The following is a 17,320-nucleotide window of genomic DNA, read 5'->3' as shown; positions in this document are numbered from 1 at the left end:
AAATTCTCGAGAATTTCGCATAAAACAACGAAAAAATAGACATTTTATTACTATAATACATTCTACTTGATACACCAACAGTATCCTTTGACCAAAAGGAATTCACCATCAGTTATTCTGAGTCCGTTAGGGTTAAGTCTATAAAAGCCGCGATGACCAAAAATAGTCATAGCGGCTTTTAATATATCACTATATACTAACGATACATTATTACATATTTCGACGATATTGCCCACCGCATTCATATAAAGCTCGCGTAATTTCTCCTAAGCTGGCTACTTTAACAGTCTCCATTAACTCTTTGAAAATGTTCTCTCCTTCTGTTGCAGCTTTCTTTAACCTTTTCACCGCGTCTTCTCTTTTTTCTTCATGCTGCTGTTGAAACTTCTGAAGCTGATTAATTTGATGATTTTTTTCTTCTTTTGATGCGCGGGCCAACTGCATGTCATCAACTGAGGAACTTTCCTCTTCATTTGGATTAATATACGTATTTACTCCTATAATAGGTAAAGCTCCCGTATGTTTTTGCATCTCGTATTCCATCGATTCATCTTGAATCTTACCTCGCTGATACTGCATTTCCATCGCACCTAAAACGCCGCCTCGATCATTTAAGCGTTGAAATTCAGCCAATACCGCTTCTTCTACCAAGTCTGTTAGTTCATCAATAATAAAAGAGCCCTGTAATGGATTTTCATTCTTAGTGAGTCCATGCTCTTTTGTAATGATTAGTTGAATGGCCATCGCTCTACGTACAGATTCCTCTGTCGGTGTTGTAATTGCTTCATCATACGCATTGGTATGAAGAGAGTTGCAGTTGTCATGAAGAGCCATTAAGGCTTGCAGCGTCGTACGTATATCATTAAAATTAATTTCCTGTGCATGAAGCGATCGGCCGGATGTTTGAATATGATACTTAAGCTTTTGACTGCGTTCATTTGCGCCGTATTTATCACGCATCACAATTGCCCATATTCTTCTCGCCACACGTCCAATAACCGTGTATTCAGGGTCAAGTCCATTACTAAAGAAAAACGATAAATTAGGAGCAAAATCATCAATATGCATCCCTCGGCTTAAGTAATATTCCACGTACGTAAAACCGTTGGCTAATGTAAACGCGAGCTGAGAAATTGGATTCGCCCCTGCTTCAGCAATATGATAGCCTGAAATAGACACAGAATAATAGTTGCGCACTTTCTCGTCAATAAAGTACTGCTGAATATCTCCCATCATTTTTAACGCAAATTCCGTGGAAAAAATACACGTATTTTGGCCTTGATCTTCTTTTAAAATATCCGCTTGAACGGTTCCTCTCACTTGTTTCAACGTACCCGATTTTACTTCCTCGTATTCCTGTTCCGTTAAAGGACGCTTTAATTCTTCTTCTTTCTTTTCTACCTGCTGGCTGATAGCTGTATTCATAAACATAGCTAATAATATCGGAGCCGGCCCATTAATCGTCATCGAAACGGAAGTCGAAGGATGGCAAAGATCAAATCCCTTATACAAAAGTTTCATATCATCAAGCGTACAGACATTTACGCCGCTTTCGCCAATTTTCCCGAAGATATCCGGCCTTGGATCCGGATTTTCTCCATAAAGCGTTACAGAATCAAACGCTGTACTTAAACGCTTGGCCTCATCATCTTTTGACAAATAGTGAAAGCGGCGATTGGTTCGTTCTGGTGTTCCTTCACCTGCGAATTGACGCTTAGGATCTTCACCTTTTCGTTTGAACGAAAAAACACCTGCTGTGTATGGAAATGCACCTGGCACGTTTTCTTTATAAAGAAAACGAAGAACTTCCCCGTATTCATCAACCTTTGGAAGGGCCACGCGCGGAATACGCAGTCCTGATAGCGTATCAACTTGCAATGACGTTTTAATTTCTTTATTTCTTACCTTTGTAATAAGTTCTTCTTGCCGATACTGACTTTTTAATTTAGGCCAGTTTTCCAGCTTTTCAATCGATTCGGCCGTTAGCTGTTTTTGATATTTCTCCTTTAGCTGAGTGAGCTCTTGCTTGGCTGTTTCTGTTTCCACTTCTTCGAGAGCACCCTCTAGCTGATAAAATTTACGCGCTGTTTGCGCTTGAACGTCCGTATTGCGGTGATAAGAGCGAACGCTGTTTACAATCTCCTGTAAATATTGCTGTTGATCATTAGGAATGATGGTATATTTCTTTTCACTTACGCGCTCTGATGATTTTTCTACGTGCCAAGACGTACGGCATGTTTGATGCAGATGATTTACAAGATCTTCAAATAAAATATTTGTTCCCCCGTCGTTGAACTGACTCGCGATTGTTCCGTAAATTGGCATCGTAGAGAGACTATTTTCAAACAGCTGATGATTGCGCTGATATTGACGCTGCACTTGTTTTTTTGCGTCTTCGGAACCTTTTTTTTCAAATTTATTGATGACAATAAAGTCTGCGTAATCAATCATTTCAATCTTTTCTAACTGCGACGGCGCGCCAAATTCGCTTGTCATGACATAAAGAGAGACGTTTGCAATATCTTTAACTTGAGCATCAGCTTGCCCGATGCCGCTTGTTTCGACAATGATAATGTCGAAGCCCGCTTTTTTCACGACGGCAATTCCATCTCGAATGGCCGCCGATAGCTCATGTCCAGATGAACGCGTGGCCAAACTTCTCATATACACACGAGGAGACGCTGCGATGTTCATGCGAATTCGATCCCCAAGAAGCGCTCCTCCGGTCTTTTGTTTAGTTGGATCAACGGATAAAACAGCTACATGAATATCTGGAATATGTTCAATAAACCTTCTTACTAATTCATCCGTAAGCGAACTTTTCCCCGCTCCTCCTGTTCCTGTGATTCCAATAACCGGTATTTTTTGATCTGTCTCGCTGTCGATTACACTTTCTCGTATTTCTTCAAGAGCGGCTGCATGCTCTTTTGTGTATTCATAGGCTTCATTTTCAGCACATGTAATAAGCTGGGCAATTAAACGGTCATTAACCGGCGTTAAGGTTCGATCATTCGGCAGTGCAGGGGGATTTGTGTAATAACAATCATCGATCATGAATTGAATCATGCCTTCTAACCCCATTTTTCGTCCATCTTCCGGAGAAAAGATTTTAGAGATGCCGTAATCATGAAGCTCTTGAATCTCACTCGGAATAATTACCCCGCCGCCGCCGCCATAAATTTTAATATGAGAAGCCTGTTGTTCTTGGAGTAAATCGTACATATACTTAAAATATTCTACATGGCCGCCTTGGTAAGAAGAAATGGCGATCCCCTGAACATCCTCTTGTATGGAAGCGTTAACAATTTCTTCGACAGATCGGTTATGCCCCAGATGAATGACTTCTACCCCCTTGGCTTGAAGAATCCGTCTCATAATATTAATAGACGCGTCGTGGCCGTCAAACAGGCTAGAAGCGGTTAAAAAACGAAGCGGTCTTTTGCTTGTACTCAAACTGTCTCCCCCTCACACAGTTGTTGAAATGAAAAATTTTTAAGTAAAAAATCCAACTGCATATTTGTATATTCTTCTAGTGAATAATGCTTTTGCAGCCACCATCTGCGAAATGCCCACATCTGACCTTGAACAAATAAATGATGAGCAAACAGCGAAATTTCTTTATCTGTAAGTGCAAATTGATTGTTTTCTACGCAGCCTTCGATAATAACCTTAAACATTTCAACCATATCCAGCTCTTTTTTTAATACATATGGAAGCGCATCTTTAGACAGCGATTTCGCTTCTTGGTACATGACTAATACTTCATCTTGAAGCTCATCCACAACTTTAAAATAGTGCTGAATCGCTTGTTGAAGCTCAGCGATTGTATAACGATCCACTACCATCTCTTCTAATCGCTCTCTCACTTCATCGTAAATATTGTCACATACAAGATATAAAACATCTTCTTTAGATTGAATATATTCGTAAAGTGTACCGATACTGAACCCAGCGGCTTTGGCAATTTCCCTTGTTGTTGTTCGGTGAAAACCTTTTTCCTTAAATAGCGTGACGGCCCCTTTAATCATTTGATTACGACGCTCTACAATCAGCTTTTCATCTTTAATGGATGTGAGAACTTCTCTCTTTTTCATTTTTTCACCTCTCCTACAACAAGTGTTTTATTTAGCAAGATACCTAGAAATGACGAGACGCTGAATTTCTTGTGTACCCTCATAAATTTGCGTGATTTTTGCATCTCTCATAAAACGTTCTACTGGATAATCTTTTGTATAACCGTACCCTCCAAATACTTGAACAGCTTCTGTCGTTACTTTCATTGCTGTATCCCCAGCATATAATTTTGACATGGCTGATTCTTTACCGTATGGCAGCCCTTGAGACTCGAGCCAAGCAGCTTGATAGGTTAACAGTCTGGCAGCTTCTATACTCGTGGCCATGTCGGCTAACTTAAAAGCAATTCCTTGCTGAGAAATAATCGGCTTTCCAAATTGCTGACGTTCCTTTGCATAAGCCACCGCCGCATCTAACGCTCCTTGAGCAATTCCTACCGCCTGCGCTGCAATACCATTTCGGCCGCCATCTAGCGTCATCATGGCAACTTTAAATCCTTCTCCTTCATTTCCTAGCAAATTTCCTTTTGGAACACGGCAGTCCTCGAAAATAATTTCTGTGGTAGGTGAAGAGCGAATGCCCAGTTTCTTTTCTTTTTTACCAACTGAAAATCCCGGCATATCTTTTTCAATAATAAAAGCGCTCGTGCGTTTTTCATTAGGATCGATGCGAGCAAATACGACGTAAATATCCGCTTCGCCGCCGTTTGTAATAAAGATTTTAGAACCATTTAAAATATAATCTTCTCCGTCCTTTACAGCGAGCGTTCTCATTCCTCCTGCGTCTGATCCAGCACTCGGTTCCGTTAAACCATAAGCACCTATTTTCTCACCCTTTGCCATAGGTTTCAGGTATTTTTGTTTTTGTTCTTCTGTTCCGAATGTATAGATTGGCCAGCCGGCAAGAGAAGTATGAGCCGACAACGTAACGCCTGTTGATGCACATACTCTAGATAGTTCTTCAACGGCAATGCAATAAGCTAGATAGTCACTGCCGATTCCTCCGTATTGCTCTGGCCATGGAATACCTGTTAATCCTAGATCAGCCATTTGCGTAAAGATTCCTCTGTCAAAACGCTCTTCTTCATCTCGTTGTGCAGCTGTCGGAGCCACTTCGTTTTTGGCAAAGTCTCGCACCATTTTTCGAATCATTTCGTGCTCTTCTGAAAGTTTAAAAAACATGATTATTCCCCCTATAGTTGACTGCTAATGACGATGCGCTGAATTTCGCTTGTACCTTCGTAGATTTCGCACACTTTGGCGTCACGAAAATACCTCTCTACTGGATAATCTTTCATATAACCATAGCCTCCCAAAACTTGAATCGCATCGATTGCTACATTCATAGCCGTCTGGGAAGCAAACAATTTCGCCATTGAGGCTTCTTTTTTGCAAGGAAGTTTTTGGTCATATAAAAAAGCGGCTCTGTACATTAAAAGCTTCGCTGATTCAACAGCCGTTTCCATATCAGCCAGCTTAAAGGCAACTCCCTGCTGAGATAAAATCGGCTTTCCAAATTGATATCGTTCATTTGCATAGTTTTTGGCTGCCGTTAACGCACCTTCAGCAATTCCTACCGCCTGAGCAGCAATACCAATTCTTCCAGCATTTAAATTAGCCATAGCAATTCGAAATCCTTCACCTTCTTCTCCGAGACGATTTTCTACAGGCACCTGCATATTTTCAAAGTGCAGTTGAACCGTTCGAGAACCGTGAAGACCCATCTTATGTTCATCTTTTCCTACTGAAAATCCCTCCATCGTCTTTTCAACGATAAAGGCGCTCATCCCTCTCGACCCGCGTTCGGGATTCGTTTTAGCAAATACAATATATGTATCCGCTTCTCCCCCGTTTGTAATGAAAAGCTTTGACCCATTTAAAAGATAGTGGTCTCCTTTTCGTTCTGCTTTTGTTTTTAGGCTTGCGGCATCAGACCCTGCACTAGGTTCTGTTAGGCAAAAAGCACCTAAATACTCACCTGTCGCAAGTTTTTTTACATACTTTTGTTTTTGATCTTCCGTCCCAAATACGACAATAGGATTCGTACCTACAGAAGTATGAACAGACAAAATGACGCCGAGGGCTGGACTTACTTTTGATATTTCGTGGATGGCAATCATGTACGACACAAAGTCCAGTCCACCTCCTCCGTATGTTTGAGGAACGGGAATGCCCATCAGGCCAAGATCAGCCATCTGCTTTAATAAACCTCGAGGAAATTCACCCTTTTCCATGTTTGGCACAGCCGCAGCGACTTCTTTTTCACTAAAATCAGCTACCATCTTTTTAATCATGTGTTGTTCAGACGTAAAAAAGATCATTTTGCCACTCCTTTATGTTTCGTACGTAAAAAATCCTTTTCCTGTTTTTCGACCAAGCCATCCTGCCTTTACATATTTCCTAAGCAATGGACAAGGACGATATTTGTCATCACCAAACCCTTTATGGAGCGTTTCCATAATAAACAAACATGTATCGAGGCCGATGAAATCTGCTAATGTCAAAGGTCCCATTGGATGGTTCATTCCTAGTTTCATCACTTGATCAATATCCTCTTCGTTTGCTACACCTTCATAGAGCGTAAACACAGCTTCGTTAATCATTGGCATTAAAATTCGATTTGAAACAAACCCTGGAAAATCATGAACTTCCACCGGGGTTTTATTTAATTTTTTTGTTGTTTCATAGACTGCTTGATACACTTCATCAGCAGTAGCCAGCCCTCTAATAATTTCAACGAGCTTCATCACGGGAACAGGATTCATAAAGTGCATGCCAATTACTTTTTCAGGTCGAGTGGTCACAGCTGCAATTTCAGTAATAGGAAGCGAAGACGTGTTGGTTGCTAAAATAGTATGACTCGGGGCTAACGAATCCAACTCTGCAAAAATGGCTTGCTTGACTTCCATCTTTTCCACAACCGCTTCGACGATTAAATCTGCTTTTTGTGCTGCTGTTATTTCATTTGCCAAGTGAAGGCGCTCCATAATCCCTTCATATTCCTTAGCTGAGAGAGAACCTTTTTCCACCTGTTTTTTCAGACGTTTATCAATACCTTCTATTCCTTTTTGTGTATTTTTTTGATCAACGTCATACAAAGAAACTTGATATCCGCTCGCAGCAAATACTTGCGCAATGCCTGCTCCCATCTGACCTGCTCCAATAACCATAACTGTTTCAATATTCAAGTTGATCTCCCCCTTTTACACTTCTACCATGATGGCATCACCTTGGCCGCCGCCGCTGCAAATAGAAGCAATGCCTAGTCCGCCGCCTCGTCGTCTTAATTCATGAATGAGCGTTACAACAATACGGGCGCCGCTTGCTCCAATCGGATGTCCAAGTGCCACTGCCCCGCCGTTCACATTTACTCTTTCAGCCGGAAGCCCTGCAATCTCCATACTCATTAATGCTACTGCTGAAAAAGCTTCATTGATTTCAAACAGCGCAATATCGTCTACTGTCTTCTTTGTTTTTTGCAGTAGCTTGTTAATAGCAAACCCAGGCGTTTTCGGAAATTCCCTTGGCTCCATCGCAAGAGAAGTATGGTTTATAATCGTAGCCAAAGGCTCATAGCCATTTGCTTTCGCCACATCTTCATCCATTAGCATGAGCGCAGCTGCTCCGTCATTCACGCTAGGTGCATTTCCTGCTGTAATGGTTCCACTGTGGCCAAATACAGGCCGAAGAGACGAGAGTTTTTCTAACGACGTATCTTTTCTTGGTCCTTCATCTTTTTGAACCGTTATCGTTCCTTTTTTAGACGGAATATCAACTGAAATTCTTTCTGCACCCCATCTCCCTTTTTCTTCTGACTCTACCGCTAATTGATGACTGCGAAGCGCCCATTCATCCTGCTTTTCTCGGGAAATATTCATTTCAGAAGCTATTTCATTTCCATACGTACCCATTTGCACCCCTGTAAAGCTGCATGTCAAACCGTCATGAACCATCAAATCCGTCACCACGCTATCTCCCATCCGGAATCCCCATCTTGCTTTTGGAAGAAGATACGGCGCGTTACTCATCGATTCCATTCCACCTGCAATGATTGTTTTTGCTTCTCCTAATCGAATCAGCTGATCAGCAGTTGTGATACTGCGCATACCCGATGCACAAACTTTATTAATGGTTTCCGTCTCTACTTGCCACGGTAAACCTGCATAATGCATGGCTTGCCTAGAAGGTAGCTGTCCTTGGCCCCCTTGCAGCACGCACCCCATAATAACGGAATCAATTTCTGTACGTCCCTTTGACGCTGCCTGAATCGCTTTCCCGCCTAGTTCTGCCGCTTTTAGTCCGCTTACACTGCCACCTAATTTTCCAAAAGGTGTTCGAACTGCACTCACAATAACTGTTTTCCCCACTATTGTTTCCTCCCCTTTTTCCTACTCTTTGTCCTTGCCGATTGAACGCTTGCTCAATTTCCTTTCTTTAAAAAGTAGAGATGAATACCATCTCTACTTCTCCTTTATGAAACCTGTTCTTGCACGTCACCATAAATTGACTTTTCAAGCAGTTCTGCTACGTCATACGTATGAACCTTTTCTTCTACTTCTTTTGCTTTTGTTCCGTCACTTAGCATCGTTAAGCAGTACGGACAACCTGAACTGATAATGCTTGGATTAACGGCTAAGGCTTGTTCCGTGCGCGCTACGTTAATGCGCTGGCCGGTCGTTTCTTCCGTCCACATTAACCCTCCTCCTGCTCCACAGCACATACCATTTTCACGGTTGCGATCCATTTCAATCAAACTAACACCTGGAATCGCTTTCAAAATTTCTCTTGGTGGACTGTATACTTCGTTATATCTTCCTAAATAACAGGAATCATGGAAGGTAATTTTTTCATTAACCGCATGTTTTGGTGTCAGGTTACCTTCTTTCACCAACATAGCTAATAATTCTGTGTGATGATACACTTCTCCTTCAAAACCGAAATCTGGATATTCATTTTTGAAGATATTGTAAGCATGTGGATCAATCGTAACAATTTTTTTGATTTCATTTTTTTCAAATTCAGCGATATTTTTAGAAGCTAACTCTTGGAATAAAAATTCATTGCCCAACCTGCGGGGCGTATCACCAGAATTTTTTTCTTTATTTCCTAAAATCGCAAATGAAACACCAGCTTCATTGAGAAGCTTAGCAAACGATAGAGCGATTTTTTGACTGCGGTTATCATAAGATCCCATCGAACCTACCCAGAACAAATACTCAAACGTTTCACCCGCTTTACTTACTTCTTTAACAGTCGGAATGTGAACATCTTCTCTTACATGTCGCCATTCTTCACGCTCTTTTCGGTTTAATCCCCAAGGGTTTCCTTGACGCTCAATATTCGTCATGGCACGCTGAGCATCCGCGTCCATCTTTCCTTCGGTTAATACTAAAAAACGTCGTAAATCTATGATCTTATCTACATGCTCGTTCATTACGGGACATTGATCTTCACAGTTTCGGCACGTTGTACATGCCCAAATTTCTTCTTCCGTAATGACATCTCCAATTAGGGCGGGATTATATTCCGCTGTTGCTGCGGCTTCTGCTCCGCCTTGGCTGGCCGCCATCATCGCCAGCTGATTTCCTTTTGTTTTAGAGAATGCATACGTAGGAACCCAAGGAGCCTTAGATGTCACAACCGCTCCTTTTTCTGTTAAGTGATCGCGCATCTTCAAAATTAAATCCATTGGAGACAAAATTTTCCCCGTACCCGTTGCCGGACACATATTCGTACATCGACCGCATTCTACACAGGCATATAAATCAATGAGCTGATGCTGCGTGAATTCTTCAATCTTACCAACCCCAAACGTCTCCTGCGTCTCATCTTCAAAATCAATCTTTTCAAGCTTACCTGGCTTAGAAACACGGTTAAAAAATACGTTAGCCGGTCCAGCCAGTAAATGAGCATGTTTTGATTGAGGAACATATACTAAAAACGTCAATAATACGGCTAAGTGAATCCACCATGAAACATAAAAAATGGAGATAGCGGCAGTATCATTGATTCCCTTAAACAAGATGGCAATAGATGACGCAATCGGTTCTGTCCATGCTGGTTCATGATTATGCCAGATGATTGACATGCCGTTTCCAACAAGCACTGACAGCATAAGTGCTCCAATAAAAATCAGTACTAAACCAGATTTAAATCCTCTTTTTAAACGCACAAGCTTTTCTACATAGCGACGGTGAAAAGCCCAGACAACTGCTACTAAAATCAAAAACGTCACAATTTCTTGGAAAAATGTAAAGCCGGGATATAAAGGTCCAAGCGGCAAATGTTTACCTGGAAGCAAACCTTTTATAATGAAGTCTAACGCGCCGAACTGAACTAAAATAAACCCATAAAAAAACATGACGTGCATAATTCCACTTTTTTTATCTTTTAACAGTTTCTTTTGTCCAAACACATTCACCCAAATTTTTTGCAGCCTTTCTTTTAACCGCTGATCAAATTCCACTTTTTTTCCTAATTGAATGTACTCAATGCGTGTGCGAATTAAATATACAAACAAAGAGATAGCGTAAGCGGTTACAATAATAAAAAAGAGAAAATTCACCCACAGCAACCCTGTCATCTCGTCCCCTCCTTGAATAATTTGTTACCTTTCTTTCCTCCTGACGACTAAATTTTCTGATAATATATCTGTTTTCATTGTATATAATGAATGAGCATTCAGTCAATATCTTTTCGTTCTTTTGTTCATATTCTATTTAAACAAGGTGACACTAAGAACAACATAAAATGTATTTACATCGGGAAAAGAGGTGACATGATGAGCGGCATGATTGTGATTTTACTTTTTATTATTTTTATTGCTTGGCTTGCAATTGACCTTGGTGTTGGAAAGAAAGTATTTTCCCAGGCTGAAAATACTTTTCCAAAACGCCGTGCTTCTCTCTTTTTGTTCGCAGACGGGAATGTCTTGTATAAAGATTTATTTCACGAAATAGAAAATGCCTCTTCATTTATCCATTTATCGTTTTACATTGTACAAAATGATGAAATTAGCCAAGAATTTTTAGATTTACTAGTCCAAAAAGCACAGCAAAATGTTGAAGTCAGATTATTGGTAGACCGTGTAGGAAGCTATAAAATCAAGAAAAACAAAATTGCATTCTTAAAGAAACAAGGTGTTCATTTTGCTTACAGTCGAACGCTACGGTGGCCTTATTTGTTTTATACACTCAACGCACGCAATCACCGTAAAATGGCCGTTATTGATGGGAAAGTTGGCTACATTGGGGGTTTTAATATTGGAAGAGAATATTTAGGACTCGACGCCAAGCTTGGGGTGTGGAAAGATTACCACCTGCGTATGGAAGGGGAAGGTATACAAGACCTTCAAATGCAACTATTGAGCGACTGGTATGCTGCTACCGGCTTAGACCTGCGTAAAGTGGAAAGATACTTTCCACCAACCTCTGAAGGAGACTATGTTATTCAGCTAAAGTCGACTGAAGGTTTTTCACTTGAAGAAAGCTTTTTATCGATTATCAACCAAGCCAATAGGGAATTGTACATAGGTACTCCTTATTTTATTCCAAGTGAACCTTTGATGAATGCTTTACTCCAAGCTCGTGCACGGGGAGTAAAAGTTCATATTTTAATTCCAATGCGTGCAGATCAACCGCTTGTTCATCATGCTGCGTTTGCTTATCTTCCCACATTACTTCAAGCAGGTTGTATGATTTATCAATATTATTACGGTTTTTACCATGCCAAAGTATTAATTGCAGACAATGTTATCTGCGATGTAGGAACGGCTAATTTTGATAAAAGAAGCTTGTTCTTAAATGCTGAAATCAACTGTTTAATCTATGATGCAACGTATATTGAAGAAGTAAAGAACAGCTTTAAAGCTTGTATGGGGGAATGCCCAATTTTGTCTTTAGAAGATGTCAAAAACCGAAAATGGAGTGAAAAACTAAAGCAAGGATTTGCAACCTTTATTTCTCCGTTACTTTAATGAACGAAAAGAGGAAGATTTATCATGAAAATTAGATTTGGCTATGTATCACATGCCCTGTCGCTTTGGGACTGCTCACCTGCTAAAACCCTCACGTTTACTAGATGGGGAAAAATGAAAAAAGATGAGAGGCTGGATAAGCTTCATCACGTCACAAAACAAAATTTGAATCATACTAAGCGCGCTTTGCATTTTAATATTGCCCACGAAATTATGCTGTATCGATTGTCATCTTCTCTTGTCCCTTTAGCTACTCATCCTGAAGTAGCTTGGAATTACATTGATGCGTTCCAAGAAGACTGGTCAGAGATAGGAGAATTGATTCGGAATCATCAGCTGCGCGTGAGTTTTCACCCCAATCAGTTCACATTATTTACAAGCGACAAAAAACACATTACAGAAAATGCGGTAAAAGATATGGATTATCACTATAGAATGCTTGAAGCGATGGGAGTAGCTGATCAAGCTCTTATTAATATTCATGTAGGAGGAGCTTATGGCAATAAAGAAAAAGCGATTAGTCGATTTCATGAAAACATTCAAACGCTGCCGCCTGCCATTAAAAAGCGCATGACTCTTGAAAACGATGATAAAACATACACAACTGAAGAAACATTAGCCGTATGCGAAAAAGAGAAAGTCCCTCTCCTCTTTGATTATCACCACCATAAAGCAAATGAAGGAGAAGAACCTCTTGACCTATTGCTCCCTCGTATCTTTGACACGTGGAAACATATCGGATTAAAACCAAAAGTACATATCTCTTCTCCTAAATCTGAAAAAGAATTTAGAAGTCACTCTGATTATGTCTCAACTGATTTCATCGCACCTTTTTTGCAAATAGCTAAAGATATGGGACAAGATTTTGACGTAATGATTGAAGCAAAGTTAAAAGATAAAGCGCTGCTAAAATTAGTGGAAGATTTAGCATCAATGAGAGGAGTAAAGCGTACGGGAGGCGCCACGCTTGTTTTTTAAATAAAAAAAGAGCCAAGAGGCTCTTTTTTTATTTACATTTTTTCAGGTGCTGAAACACCAATTAGTTTTAAGGAGTTTTGAAGCGTTACTTGAACAGCTTTCACTAGTTCAATACGCGCTTTACTTGTTTCTATATTATCGCTGTCTAATACTTTTTCTGCATTATAGAAGCTATGGAACGTAGAAGCAAGATCAAATACATAGTTCGTAATGCGGTGCGGAATACGTTTTGTTGCTGCTTCCGCTACGGCCTGAGGGAACTCTCCGATTTTCTTCAGCAGTTCCATTTCTTTTTCTGCACTAATTAATGAAAGGTCGGCGCCAGATGTTGATTGAATCCCCATCTCTTCACCTTGACGAAGAATACTGCAAATACGGGCATGAGCATATTGCGCGTAGTATACAGGATTTTCATTAGATTGAGAAACAGCTAAATCTAAATCAAAGTCTAAATGTGTATCCGCACTTCTCATCGCAAAGAAGTAGCGAGTTGCATCAAGGCCTACCTCTTCTACTAGGTCACGCATTGTTACTGCTTTACCTGTACGTTTGCTCATCTTCATTTTTTCGCCATTTTGATACAGTTGAACCATTTGAATAATTTCTACTTCCAGCGTATCTTTTTCATAACCAAGCGCTTGAATCGCCGCTTTCATACGAGGAATATATCCATGGTGGTCGGCTCCCCAAATATTAATTAGCTTATCAAATCCGCGTTGAATTTTGTCTTGGTGATACGCAATATCTGGCGTTAAGTACGTAAATGAACCGTCATTTTTAATTAACACACGGTCTTTATCATCACCAAATGTTGTAGAGCGGAACCACGTAGCACCTTCTTCTTCATATACGTGGCCTTGTTTTTTCAACGTTTCAAGTGCAACTGAAATTTTATCATTTTTATAAAGAGACGTTTCAGAATACCATACGTCAAATTTCACACGGAACTGTTCAAGATCACGCTTTAATTTAGCTAACTCATAATCTAATCCGTATTGACGGAAGAATTCAAAACGCTCTTCTTCAGAGGCGTTTACATACTTGTCTCCGTGCTCTTTTGCTAACTCTTTTCCGATGTTTATAATATCAGCACCATGATAGCCGTCTGCAGGCATTTCTTTCTCTAAACCAAGAGCCTGCATGTAGCGTGCTTCTACTGAATAAGCCAGGTTATTAATTTGGTTACCAGCATCATTGATATAGTATTCACGTGACACATCGTAACCTGCTTTTTCAAGAACATTACATAATGAGTCTCCAACTGCAGCACCGCGGGCATGTCCTAAATGTAAATCTCCTGTCGGATTAGCTGAAACAAACTCAACCTGTACTTTTTGTCCGTTCCCTACGTTTGTCTCACCGTATGCTTCACCAGCTTTTATAATCGTTGGGATAAGCTCTGTTAAATAAGAGTTATTCATATAAAAGTTGATGAATCCAGGGCCTGCAATGTCAATTTTTTCGATAGATGCTTTTGATTTATCGAAGTTTGCTACAAGCTCTTCAGCGATAACACGCGGTGCTTTTTTGGCAATACGAGCTAGCTGCATAGCCATATTGGTAGAATAATCACCATGTGTTTTATCTTTTGGGGTTTCTAATAGAACTTCTGGAAGTTCTGCTTTTTCAGCAAGTCCTGCTTTGACCACAGCATCTTGAATTTCAGCTTTTAATTTTTGCTGCACTTGTTCGACGATGTTCATTTTTTCTCCTCCTTGAATGTAATGGTTAACGCATATTTCCCGGTAGGCTGACCCTGTACTTCTAGATCATACGTTAAAAATAACCGACCCTTTTGAGTCATTTGTTTATATTCAATGTTATGAGCGAATGTTAGTAAATCCATACGTCCATAAGGGCTTATATAAGTTCCTTCGATCTGTACCTTTTTACGAAACGATTGCTTCATTTGAACAGCACCAGTTCGGTTAATTGATACTTCGTCTTCGCTAATTTTTACCATTGTTCTAATATCTCCGATTTCCTCTTGGCGCTCTGTGTATGTAAGATAAATTTTCGATCCTTTTTCATAATACATACCTTTTGCATTTACCGATGTTGTCTCTTTTCGGTGACCATCACGGATATCTGTCACAATTTTAACTTCAATGGGTTTTTTGACTTCTGAAGCGTTACTCACAAAAGACACTTCCTTATTAAAATGAATACGTTATAACTTAAATAGTATAAACATTCTAAAGAAAGAATTCAATAATACTTCAAAGGAAATATGATAGATAAGCCGAGAATTCCTTTTTTCACTGTGTTTGACGTACTCACATATTTCAAACAAAAAAGGCGGCCGTAGGCGGCCGCCTTTTTACTTTATTTATTTCTTTTGAACCCAGCCTAAGATCATTTCGCGAATAAGCTTGCTTGCTGTATTAGCTGTTTGTTCAGACGGATCATAAATTGGAGCTACTTCGACTAAATCTCCTCCGACAATGCGAAGATCTGATTTAGCAATTGCGTGAATAGAAGCTAAAAGCTCTTTTGATGTGATACCGCCTGCATCTACTGTTCCTGTACCAGGAGCGTGCGCTGGATCTAATACATCGATATCAATTGTTACATAAACAGGACGACCTGCAAGTGTTGGTAGAATCTCTTTTAACGGCTCTAGAACTTCAAACTTTGAAATATGCATACCGTTTTCTTTTGCCCATTGAAATTCTTCTTTCATTCCTGAACGAATACCAAATGAATAAACATTCTCCGGTCCGATTAGTTCAGCAACTTTACGAATTGGAGTGGAATGAGAAAGTGGTTCTCCTTCATACTCTTCACGAAGGTCTGTGTGAGCATCCATATGGATAATGGCTAAATCTGGGTATTTTTTATACATAGCTTTCATAACAGGCCAAGAAACCAAATGCTCTCCGCCCATGCCTAATGGGAACTTGTCCGCTGCTAAAAGCTGGTCGATATACTCTTCAATTATGTTCAAGCTGCGCTGAGGATTCCCAAATGGAAGTGGAATATCTCCTGCATCAAAATATTTCACTTCTTCTAGCTCCCGATCTAAATACGGGCTGTATTCTTCTAATCCAATTGATACTTCACGAATACGAGTTGGGCCAAATCGTGAACCTGGACGATAGCTAACTGTCCAGTCCATTGGCATTCCGTAAAGAACCGCTTCACTTTCTTCAAAAACAGGGTGACTGCCAATAAATACATTACCTGAATAAGCTTCATCAAAACGCATATTTTGTTCCTCCTTCATTACTCATAGAAAAGATGCCAGCCTTAAACCTCTGGCATCTTACTTGTATGTGATAACTTATTTAATAAGATCTTGCACAAATTTAGGTAAGGCAAATGCCGCTTTGTGCAATTCTTTTGTGTAATATTTTGTATCAATATCAAAGAAACGATCTTCGCTTACTTCCAATGGATCATGTTTCTTTGAGCCCATTGTAAATGTCCATAAACCGCTTGGGTACGTTGGAATATTTGCTACGTATAGACGTGTAATCGGGAAGATTTCTCTTACATCGCGCTGAACATTTGAGATAAGTTCTGGCGTGAACCAAGGGTTGTCCGATTGAGCAACAAAGATACCATCTTCTTTAAGTGCTTTTGAGATACCTGCATAGAATCCTTTTGTAAATAAATTCACAGCTGGACCTACTGGCTCTGTTGAATCCACTAAAATGACATCGTATTCGTTCTCGCTTTTAGCGATGTGCATAAATCCGTCATCTACTTGTACATCAACACGAGGATCTTCTAGTTTACCCGCAATTGAAGGTAAGAATTTTTTTGAGTACTCAATAACTTTTCCATCGATATCAACTAACGTCGCTTTTTTTACGCTTGGGTGTTTTAAGATTTCACGGATTACGCCTCCGTCTCCTCCACCTACAACTAGTACGTTTTCTGGATTTGGATGCGTAAATAACGGTACATGTGCAACCATTTCATGATAAACGAACTCATCTTTTTCTGTTGTCATAACCATACCGTCAAGTAGGAGCATGTTACCAAACTCTTCTGTTTCAACCATGTCTAATTTTTGAAACTCCGTTTGCTCTGTATGTAAAGTGCGATTAATTTTAGCTGTAATACCAAAGTTCTTTGTTTGCTTTTCTGTGAACCATAATTCCATTTCAAAATCTTCCCTTCTATTTTGAGAATTAACCTATGCATAGATTACCCTAACATAATTTATACAAACATGAAAAAAGTATAGATGAATTCAGCAAAAAAGCAAGTAAAATTTTTAGCAATGGAGGTTTAAAACCTCCTTTTCTATTTCATACTGATGATAGATACAAGCTTTAGAATCTAC

The 17,320-nt window shown here is 39.9% G+C and carries 13 protein-coding genes; 2 read left to right on the top strand and 11 right to left on the bottom strand.

The genetic code is table 11. The features are described 5' to 3' along the window. Positions 1-210: 210 nt before the first annotated feature. The 7 genes from icmF to ACWATA_RS24665 all read right to left on the bottom strand — a co-directional run bounded on the left by icmF (position 211) and on the right by ACWATA_RS24665 (position 10,656). The gene (gene icmF / locus ACWATA_RS24695) at positions 211-3,453 is read right to left on the bottom strand and encodes a fused isobutyryl-CoA mutase/GTPase IcmF (RefSeq protein ID WP_473050258.1); all 3,243 of its coding nucleotides are present in this window, start codon (positions 3,451-3,453) and stop codon (positions 211-213) included. Then, entirely contained in the window at positions 3,450-4,094 is a 645-nt protein-coding gene (locus ACWATA_RS24690) for a TetR/AcrR family transcriptional regulator (protein WP_014457745.1), read from the bottom strand. Before ACWATA_RS24690 ends, icmF begins: the two co-directional genes overlap by 4 nt. 27 nt (positions 4,095-4,121) lie before the next feature. Then, positions 4,122-5,255, bottom strand: coding sequence for an acyl-CoA dehydrogenase (locus tag ACWATA_RS24685; RefSeq protein ID WP_473050257.1), 1,134 nt, complete (start codon positions 5,253-5,255; stop codon positions 4,122-4,124). Positions 5,256-5,266: 11 nt separating this feature from the next. Next, positions 5,267-6,394: an acyl-CoA dehydrogenase gene (locus tag ACWATA_RS24680; protein WP_473050256.1), complete on the bottom strand. Its 1,128-nt coding sequence runs from the start codon at positions 6,392-6,394 to the stop codon at positions 5,267-5,269. Positions 6,395-6,406: 12 nt separating this feature from the next. Next, complete coding sequence (locus ACWATA_RS24675; protein ID WP_033580390.1) at positions 6,407-7,261, bottom strand: 3-hydroxybutyryl-CoA dehydrogenase; 855 nt, start codon at positions 7,259-7,261, stop codon at positions 6,407-6,409. 15 nt (positions 7,262-7,276) lie between these two features. After that, positions 7,277-8,440: an acetyl-CoA C-acetyltransferase gene (locus tag ACWATA_RS24670; RefSeq protein ID WP_473050255.1), complete on the bottom strand. Its 1,164-nt coding sequence runs from the start codon at positions 8,438-8,440 to the stop codon at positions 7,277-7,279. 104 nt (positions 8,441-8,544) lie between these two features. Beyond that, complete coding sequence (locus tag ACWATA_RS24665) at positions 8,545-10,656, bottom strand: (Fe-S)-binding protein (RefSeq protein ID WP_473050254.1); 2,112 nt, start codon at positions 10,654-10,656, stop codon at positions 8,545-8,547. 198 nt (positions 10,657-10,854) lie between these two features. Here ACWATA_RS24665 and cls point away from each other — a divergent pair, with 198 nt between their 5' ends. Together cls and uvsE are read left to right on the top strand one after the other, a co-directional pair. Then, on the top strand, positions 10,855-12,048 hold the full coding sequence (gene cls / locus ACWATA_RS24660) for a cardiolipin synthase (RefSeq protein ID WP_051137078.1): 1,194 nt from the start codon (positions 10,855-10,857) through the stop codon (positions 12,046-12,048). A 24-nt stretch (positions 12,049-12,072) separates the two neighbouring features. Then, positions 12,073-13,026 carry a UV DNA damage repair endonuclease UvsE gene (gene uvsE / locus ACWATA_RS24655; protein WP_473050253.1) on the top strand — a complete coding sequence of 318 codons (954 nt, stop codon included), beginning with the start codon at positions 12,073-12,075 and terminating at the stop codon, positions 13,024-13,026. A gap of 32 nt (positions 13,027-13,058) precedes the next feature. On the opposite strand, the gene argS is transcribed toward uvsE, so the two are convergent. The 4 genes from argS to speE all read right to left on the bottom strand — a co-directional run bounded on the left by argS (position 13,059) and on the right by speE (position 17,137). Then, positions 13,059-14,729 (bottom strand): arginine--tRNA ligase, encoded by a 1,671-nt coding sequence (gene argS, locus ACWATA_RS24650; protein ID WP_033580387.1) that lies wholly within the window; start codon positions 14,727-14,729, stop codon positions 13,059-13,061. After that, complete coding sequence (locus ACWATA_RS24645; protein WP_014457736.1) at positions 14,726-15,166, bottom strand: YwiB family protein; 441 nt, start codon at positions 15,164-15,166, stop codon at positions 14,726-14,728. Before ACWATA_RS24645 ends, argS begins: the two co-directional genes overlap by 4 nt. A 189-nt stretch (positions 15,167-15,355) precedes the next feature. Next, positions 15,356-16,234, bottom strand: coding sequence for an agmatinase (gene speB, locus ACWATA_RS24640; RefSeq protein ID WP_028411962.1), 879 nt, complete (start codon positions 16,232-16,234; stop codon positions 15,356-15,358). A gap of 75 nt (positions 16,235-16,309) precedes the next feature. Beyond that, on the bottom strand, positions 16,310-17,137 hold the full coding sequence (gene speE, locus ACWATA_RS24635) for a spermidine synthase (RefSeq protein ID WP_013059843.1): 828 nt from the start codon (positions 17,135-17,137) through the stop codon (positions 16,310-16,312). Between the last annotated feature and the right edge of the window lie 183 nt (positions 17,138-17,320).

The organism is Priestia sp. USM5 (assembly GCF_058323215.1).
This window is presented reverse-complemented; position numbering and strand designations above follow the sequence as displayed.

Excerpts from the sequence above, each read along its gene's own strand:
- speE (WP_013059843.1), bottom strand. The coding sequence starts at position 17,137 with ATGGAATTATGGTTCACAGAAAAGCAAACAAAGAACTTTGGTATTACA.
- ACWATA_RS24680 (WP_473050256.1), bottom strand. The coding sequence starts at position 6,394 with ATGATCTTTTTTACGTCTGAACAACACATGATTAAAAAGATGGTAGCT.
- ACWATA_RS24665 (WP_473050254.1), bottom strand. The coding sequence starts at position 10,656 with ATGACAGGGTTGCTGTGGGTGAATTTTCTCTTTTTTATTATTGTAACC.
- argS (WP_033580387.1), bottom strand. The coding sequence starts at position 14,729 with ATGAACATCGTCGAACAAGTGCAGCAAAAATTAAAAGCTGAAATTCAA.
- ACWATA_RS24690 (WP_014457745.1), bottom strand. The coding sequence starts at position 4,094 with ATGAAAAAGAGAGAAGTTCTCACATCCATTAAAGATGAAAAGCTGATT.
- cls (WP_051137078.1), top strand. The coding sequence starts at position 10,855 with ATGAGCGGCATGATTGTGATTTTACTTTTTATTATTTTTATTGCTTGG.
- ACWATA_RS24685 (WP_473050257.1), bottom strand. The coding sequence starts at position 5,255 with ATGTTTTTTAAACTTTCAGAAGAGCACGAAATGATTCGAAAAATGGTG.
- speB (WP_028411962.1), bottom strand. The coding sequence starts at position 16,234 with ATGCGTTTTGATGAAGCTTATTCAGGTAATGTATTTATTGGCAGTCAC.
- uvsE (WP_473050253.1), top strand. The coding sequence starts at position 12,073 with ATGAAAATTAGATTTGGCTATGTATCACATGCCCTGTCGCTTTGGGAC.